The organism is Nocardioides zeae (assembly GCF_010686755.1).
GTDB lineage: Bacteria > Actinomycetota > Actinomycetes > Propionibacteriales > Nocardioidaceae > Nocardioides > Nocardioides zeae.
Genome location: NZ_JAAGXA010000007.1, coordinates 248,180 through 255,381, shown reverse-complemented (window position 1 = coordinate 255,381; position 7,202 = coordinate 248,180). Strand labels below are relative to the sequence as shown.

Sequence of the window (7,202 nt, the reverse complement as noted above, 5' to 3'; positions counted from 1 at the left end):
CCCCCCCCCCCCCGGGTCGTGGTGGGAGCCCCGCACCTTCCGCAGGGCTCGCACCACGACCCGCGTGGGGTCGGGACGGTCAGGCGATGCGGTCGATGACGAGCGGCGCCGGGGTGTACGTCGCGGCGTCGCCGACGTCGTACCCGCCCTCGAGCGCCGCGAGGGCGCGGTCGAAGCGCTCCGGCGTGTCGGTGAGCAGCGTGAACAGCGGCGCGCCGGCCTCGACGCGGTCGCCCGGACGGGCGTGCCAGACGACGCCGGCGCCCGCCTGCACCGGGTCCTCCTTGCGGGCACGGCCGGCGCCGAGACGCCAGGCCGCGAGACCGACCGCCATGGCGTCGAGGCGGGTCAGGACGCCCGACGTCGGGGCGGTCACCACGTGGCGCTCCCGGGCGACCGGCAGCGCCGCGTCGGGGTCGCCGCCCTGGGCGGCGATCATCGCGCGCCACACGTCCATCGCGGAGCCGTCGGCCAGCTTGTCGGCCGGGTCGACGTCGTCACGACCGGCGGCCTGCAGCATCTCGCGCGCGAGGGCGAGGGTCAGCTCGACGACGTCCGCCGGGCCTCCGCCCGCCAGCACGTCGACCGACTCCTGCACCTCGATGGCGTTGCCCGCGGTGAGGCCGAGCGGCGTCGCCATGTCGGTGAGCAGCGCGACGGTGCGCACACCCGCGTCGGTGCCGAGCGCCACCATCGTCTCGGCGAGCTCGCGGGCACGCTCGGCGGTCTTCATGAACGCACCGGAGCCGACCTTCACGTCGAGCACGAGAGCGCCCGTGCCCTCGGCGATCTTCTTGCTCATGATCGAGCTCGCGATGAGCGGGATCGCCTCGACCGTGCCCGTCACGTCGCGCAGTGCGTAGAGCTTCTTGTCCGCCGGCGCCAGCCCGTCGCCCGCGGCGCAGATCACCGCGCCCACCGACTCCAGCTGCGCGAGCATCTCCGCGTTGCTCAGCGCGGCGCGCCAGCCCGGGATCGACTCCAGCTTGTCCAGCGTGCCGCCGGTGTGGCCGAGCCCGCGACCCGACAGCTGCGGTACGGCGACGCCGCAGGCCGCGACGAGCGGCGCGAGCGGCAGCGTGATCTTGTCGCCGACCCCGCCGGTCGAGTGCTTGTCGCTCGTGGGCCGCGAGAGGGACGAGAAGTCCATCCGCTCCCCCGAGGCGATCATGGCCGCGGTCCAGCGCGCGATCTCCGCGCGCTCCATGCCGTTGAGCAGGATGGCCATGGCGAGCGCCGACATCTGCTCGTCGGCCACCTGCCCCTGCGTGTAGGCGTCGACCACCCAGTCGATCTGGCTGTCGCTCAGGGTGCCCCGGTCCCGCTTGGTGGTGATGACCTCGATGACGTCGTGTGCGCTCACCGGGGCAGCCTACGCACGGCGGGCGCCCTCAGGGGGCCGGGACGCCCGCTCCGGCGGCGACCGTGACCGACTCGTAGCCTCGCAGCACGAAGGTGCCCCGCGACACCGGCTCGGCGGCGAGCTCGAGGCCGGGCATGCGGGTCAGCAGGAGCCCGAGCGACTCGGTGAGCTCCATGCGCGCCAGCGGCGCGCCGAGGCAGAAGTGGAGCCCCGCGCCGAAGGCGACGTGCGCGTTGGGGTCACGGGTCGGCACGAAGCTGTCGGCGTCGGCGAAGACGGCGGGGTCGCGGTTGGCCGCGCCCAGGAGGGCGGCGATCCGCTCCCCCTCCCGCACCACCACGGTCCCGTCGCCCGAGGGAAGCTCGACGTCGGCCGTCGCCGTGCGCTCGAACAGGTGCAGGGCCGAGTCAAAGCGCAGCATCTCCTCCACCAACGTCGGCACGACGTCCACGTCGCCCGCGGCGGCGGCCCGGCGGACGTCCTCGGCCGCGGGCGAGCGCAGCAGCGCCACGAGGCCGTTGCCGAACACGTTGACGGAGGCCTCGTGCCCGGCGTTGAGGAGGAGCACCGCCGATGCCACGACCTCGTCCTCGCTCAGCCGCTGGTCGCCCTCGCGGGCCGCGACCAGGTCGCTCAGCAGGTCGTCGGCCGGGCGCGCGGCCCGGTCGCGCGCCAGCTCGCGGACCGTGCCGGCGAACGCCTCGGCGGCTCGCACGGCGGCCTCCACGACCTCCGCCGACGGGGACGGCTCGTACATCCGCACGATCGCCTGCGACCAGTCGCGCAGCTCGGGCGCCAGGCTCGTCGGCGCGCCGAGCAGCTCGGCGATGACGAGCACGGGCAGCGGCTCGGCGTAGGAACCGATGACGTCGAAGCCGTCCGGGTCGACCTCGCCCAGCAGCTCGGCCGCGAGCTCCTGCACCCGCGGTCGCAGCCGCTCGACGTGACCCCGGGCGAACGCTCCGGCCACCAGCCGCCGGAGCCGCGTGTGGTCGGGCGGCTCGTTCTCCATCATCTGGTTGCGGTGGAGCAGGTTGAACGGCTCGAGGTAGTCCGTCGGCTCGCGGTCGCGCCAGATCCGCCCGAGGCGCCGGTTGCGGAGCACCGCGCTCGTCGCGGCGTGGTCGAACGTCAGCCACGTCTCCCGACCCGGGTGCCAGGCGACCGCGTGCCGCTCCCGCTCCGCCGCGAGCAGCGGGTAGGGGTCGGCGACGAGATCAGGCGCCGTGAGGTCGAGCGAGGTCGTCGGGACCGAACGCATGGGGAAGCACCTCGTCCATCCGTCGCACACCGGCGACCGTCATCAGCAGCAGGTCCCTGCCGCCGTTCTCGAAGAGCAGCTGCCGGCAGCGGCCGCACGGCATGATCACCTCGCCCGCGCCGTTGACGCAGACGAAGCGGGTCAGCCGGCCCCCGCCGGTCAGGTGGAGCTGGGAGACGAGCCCGCACTCGGCGCAGAGCCCGACGCCGTACGACGCGTTCTCCACGTTGCAGCCCGTCACCAGGCGACCGTCGTCGACGATCGCCGCGGCGCCGACGGCGTACCCGGAGTACGGCGCGTACGCCCGCCCCGCCGCCGTCGACGCGGCGGCCTGGAGGTCCGCCCACCCCTCCCAGGCCTCGCTGCCGTCGGTGGGCGACGGGGACGACCCGGTCGTCACCCTGCTGAGCCCTTGCGGTAGATCTGGCCCACCGCCGCGGGAGCACGCAACCGTTGGGCGGCGGCGGTCAGCACCACGAGGGTGATCACGTACGGCGTCATGCGGGTGAAGTCGCCGGGGACCTCGTCGATCGCGAGGTAGAGCGCACCGACCAGCAGGCCGGCGAGGACGAGCCCGCCGACCAGCTGCCAGGAGGCGCCCCGCCGGGCCTGCCAGACCGCGAAGGCGATCGCCGCCACCGCGACGAGCAGCAGGAGCGCGTGGACGGACGAGCCGCCCTGGCGCAGGCCGAGGGTCTCGGTGTAGCCGAAGAGACCGGAGCCGGCGAGCAGGCCGCCCGGGCGCCAGTTGCCGAAGATCATCGCGGCGAGGCCGATGTAGCCACGCCCGCCGGTCTGGCCGTCGCGGTAGTTGCTCGAGGCCACGATGGCGAGGAACCCGCCGGCGAGACCGGCGAGACCACCCGAGACGAGGACGGCGATGAACTTGTAGCGCAGCACGGAGACACCGAGCGTCTCCGCCGCAGCCGGGCTCTCGCCGCAGGAGCGCAGGCGCAGGCCGAACGACGTGCGCCACAGCAGCCACCACGTGAGCAGCACGAGGAGGAAGCCGACAATCACCAGCACCGAGAGGTTCGTCGTCAGGGCGCGCAGCAGCGCCGCGACCTGGGAGACGAAGAAGATGTCCTTGCCCTCCACCGTGCCGAAGGCATCGCTCAGCGGACCGATGGTGAGGGACGGGACGTCGGCGATCTTCGGCGACTGGGTCTGACCACCGCCGGGGAGCCCGACGAACGTCAGCGAGGCCAGGTACTGCACCGCGCCCAGCGCGATGATGTTGATCGCGACACCCGAGATGATGTGGTCGACGCCGAACACCACGGTGGCCACGGCGTGGATCAGGCCGCCGATCATGCCCATGAGGACGGCGCCCAGGATGCCGGCCAGCGCCCCGTAGTGGTAGCCGAAGAAACCGGCGCCGTAGGTGCCGAGGATCATCATGCCCTCGAGACCGATGTTGACGATGCCGGCGCGTTCCGACCAGAGGCCGCCGAGACCGGCGAGCAGGATCGGCATGATCGCGACGAGCGTCGCGGCGAGCGCGCCCGAGGACGTGAGGTCGCTGGCCCCCGTGACGAGCTGGAGCAACGAGAGCGCCAGCATGACGAGCAGGAAGCCGATGAGGATCCAGCGCCAGCGGCGCGTTCTCGACGACGCGGGGGCGCGGCCGGGCTTGGCGGCACCGAGCGAGGGCATGGTCATCGCGTCGTCTCCTTCGATAGGTCGACGTCACCGTCGCCGGGTCCGCGGGACCCGTCGGGTGCGGAGGGGGCCGAGGGGTCGGGATCCGGGTCCCGTCGATCGCCGTCCGCCGCCACGGTCACACCCGCGGCGAGCTCGGCGGCGACGCGTCGCTGCTCCAGCCGCGCGCCGTACCGGCGCACGAGCTCGTAGGAGACGACCACGGTCAGCACGATCACGCCCTGCGTGATCGCCACGATGTCGGGCGAGACGCCCACGAGGATCTGCAGCGGGTTCGACTGCTCGTCGAGGAAGGCGAAGAGCAGCGCACCGAGCGCGATGCCGACCGGGTGGTTGCGCCCCAGGAGCGCGATCGCGATGCCGGCGAAGCCGAGTCCCGACTGGAAGGTGGAGCCATAGCTGTGGGAGTCACCGAAGAGGATGGGGAGACCCACGAGGCCGGCGACCGCACCCGAGAGCATCATCGTGGCGATGGTCATGCGCTTGGCGGAGACACCGCTCGCCACGGCCGCCGTCGCCGACTGGCCGGTGGCCCGCAGCTCGAAGCCGAAGCGGGTCTTGTTGAGCACGAACCAGTAGCCGACGCCGGCCAGCACCGTGATGACGATGAAGCCGTAGAGCTCGGTCGCCACATCGCTCCACACCTGGATGCCGGGGATCCACGAGGACTCCGGGATCACCTTGGTGCCGATGACGTTGCTGCCCTCCTCCCGCACCGCGGCCTTGGCCAGCAGGTACGCCACGAGGGAGGTCGCGATGAAGTTGAGCATGATCGTCGCGATGACCTCGCTGACGCCGCGGGTCGCCTTGAGCACGCCGGCGATGCCGGCCCACAGGGCGCCGGCCAGCATGGCGCAGACGATGGCGAGCGCGGTGTTCGCGTAGCCCGGGAGCCACGCCTCGCCCGCCACGACCGCGGCCACGAAGACCGCGACGCGGTACTGGCCGTCGACGCCGATGTTGAAGAGGTTCATCCGGAAGCCGATGGAGACGGCCAGACCGGACAGGAACAGCACCATCGCGTTGTTGAGGATGTTGATCTGGTTGCGGGGCTGCGGCCACTGCAGCAGCTGGCTCCAGACCGCGCCGACGGGGTCGCCGGCGAGCGCGAGCACGAGGCTCGTGATGAGGAACGCGAGCCCCAGGGCGAGCAGCGGAGCGGCCAGCCCGAGGAGCAGCTTGGTCAGTCGGACGTTCACGCGTCCGTCTCCTTCCCGGCGGAGTCCTGGCCCGCGCCCGTCATGGCCGAGCCGAGCTGCTCCGGGGTCACGGCCCCGGGGTCGAACTCGCCGACGAGCCGACCCCGCAGGATCACCTCGATGCGGTCGGACAGCCCGATCAGCTCGTCGAGGTCGGCGGAGATCAGCAGCACGGCGAGCCCGGCCCGTCGTGCGGTCTTGATGTGGTCCCAGATGGCACCCTGCGCGCCGACGTCGACGCCGCGGGTGGGGTGGGAGGCGATGAGCAGGACCGGGTCGCCGCTCATCTCGCGCCCCACGATGAGCTTCTGCTGGTTGCCGCCCGAGAGGGCGCGCGCGTGCACCTCGATGCCCGGGGTGCGGACGTCGTAGTTCTCCACGATCCGGCGCGTGTCAGCACGTGCGGCGCGGGCGTCGATGAGACCGCCGCGGGCGCTCGGTCGGCGGGTCTGGTGGCCCAGCACGCGGTTCTCCCACAGGGGGGCGTCGAGCAGCAGGCCGTGGCGGTGGCGGTCCTCCGGGATGTAGCCGATGCCGGCCTCGCGACGTGCGCGGGTGCTGAGACGACCGATCGGCTCGCCGTCGAGCAGGATCCGGCCGGTCATCCCCGGGCGCATGCCCATGATCGCCTCGACGAGCTCGGACTGGCCGTTGCCCTCGACGCCCGCGATGCCGAGCACCTCGCCGCGGTGGATCCGGAAGCTGACGTCGGAGAGCAGCTCACGACCGCCCGCCGGGTCGGGGAGGCGCAGCTCACGGACCTCCAGCAGCACGTGGTCGGTCACCGTCGACGCCTCGGTCTGCGGCGTCGGGAGCTCGCTGCCGACCATGAGCTCGGCGAGCTGGCGCGACGTCACCGACGCGGGCTCGACGGTCGCGACCGTCGTGCCGCGGCGGATCACCGTGATGTCGTCGGCGACGGAGAGCACCTCGTCGAGCTTGTGGGAGATGAAGATGACGGCAAGGCCCTCGCGCTTGAGCTCGCGGAGGTTGTCGAAGAGCTCCTCGACCTCCTGCGGCACGAGCACCGCCGTCGGCTCGTCGAGGATGATCGTGCGCGCGCCGCGGTAGAGCACCTTGAGGATCTCGACGCGCTGACGCGCACCCACCCCCAGGTCCTCCACGCGGCGGTCGGGGTCGATGCCCAGCCCGTAGGCGTCGGAGATCTCGCGGATCTTGGCGCGCGCGGCGCCCCCGATGCCGTGCATCTTCTCGGCGCCGAGCACGACGTTCTCCAGCACCGTCAGGTTGTCGGCCAGCATGAAGTGCTGGAAGACCATGCCGATGCCGGCCTGGATGGCGTCGGCCGGCGACGACAGGCGCATCGTGCGGCCGTCGACCTCGATGGTGCCCGAGTCGGGCGGCTGCACGCCGTAGAGGATCTTCATCAGCGTCGACTTGCCGGCGCCGTTCTCACCCACGAGCGCGTGGATGGTGCCGCGGCGGACGTCGATGTTGATGTCGTCGTTGGCGATGACGCCGGGGAAGCGCTTGCCGATGCCGCGGAGGCGGACGGCCAGGGGCCCGCTCTCGGCGGGGGCCTCCTGGGGGTGCGTGGTCACGAGCGGGGACCTCCCGAACGGGCGACGGACCCGGGGACGACGACGTGCCGTCCTCGGGTCCGCTGCACTGGATGGTGTGTCACTGGCGTCACTGTAGGAGACGCCGACGCTGCCCGGTCCTGACCGGGCACGCGACCTGGACCGAGCGGGCGGGG

General features: G+C 72.6%; 6 protein-coding genes. All 6 read right to left on the bottom strand.

Going from position 1 to position 7,202, the window contains the following annotated elements:
• Positions 1-79: 79 nt before the first annotated feature.
• The 6 genes from G3T38_RS12205 to G3T38_RS12180 are packed head-to-tail and all read right to left on the bottom strand — an operon-like array spanning position 80 to position 7,047.
• Positions 80-1,363 carry a thymidine phosphorylase gene (locus G3T38_RS12205; RefSeq protein WP_163772567.1) on the bottom strand — a complete coding sequence of 428 codons (1,284 nt, stop codon included), beginning with the start codon at positions 1,361-1,363 and terminating at the stop codon, positions 80-82.
• A 28-nt stretch (positions 1,364-1,391) separates the two neighbouring features.
• Positions 1,392-2,624 (bottom strand): cytochrome P450, encoded by a 1,233-nt coding sequence (locus G3T38_RS12200; protein WP_163772566.1) that lies wholly within the window; start codon positions 2,622-2,624, stop codon positions 1,392-1,394.
• Complete coding sequence (locus G3T38_RS21215; RefSeq protein ID WP_338037614.1) at positions 2,581-3,024, bottom strand: cytidine deaminase; 444 nt, start codon at positions 3,022-3,024, stop codon at positions 2,581-2,583. Before G3T38_RS21215 ends, G3T38_RS12200 begins: the two co-directional genes overlap by 44 nt.
• A complete protein-coding gene (locus tag G3T38_RS21210; protein ID WP_163772565.1) occupies positions 3,021-4,286 on the bottom strand; it encodes an ABC transporter permease in 1,266 nt (421 codons plus the stop codon). The genes G3T38_RS21215 and G3T38_RS21210 overlap by 4 nt, the downstream gene beginning before the upstream one ends.
• Positions 4,283-5,485: an ABC transporter permease subunit gene (locus G3T38_RS12185; RefSeq protein ID WP_163772564.1), complete on the bottom strand. Its 1,203-nt coding sequence runs from the start codon at positions 5,483-5,485 to the stop codon at positions 4,283-4,285. Before G3T38_RS12185 ends, G3T38_RS21210 begins: the two co-directional genes overlap by 4 nt.
• On the bottom strand, positions 5,482-7,047 hold the full coding sequence (locus G3T38_RS12180; protein ID WP_163772563.1) for an ATP-binding cassette domain-containing protein: 1,566 nt from the start codon (positions 7,045-7,047) through the stop codon (positions 5,482-5,484). Before G3T38_RS12180 ends, G3T38_RS12185 begins: the two co-directional genes overlap by 4 nt.
• Positions 7,048-7,202: the final 155 nt, after the last annotated feature.

Excerpts from the sequence above, each read along its gene's own strand:
- G3T38_RS21210 (WP_163772565.1), bottom strand. The coding sequence starts at position 4,286 with ATGACCATGCCCTCGCTCGGTGCCGCCAAGCCCGGCCGCGCCCCCGCG.
- G3T38_RS12200 (WP_163772566.1), bottom strand. The coding sequence starts at position 2,624 with ATGCGTTCGGTCCCGACGACCTCGCTCGACCTCACGGCGCCTGATCTC.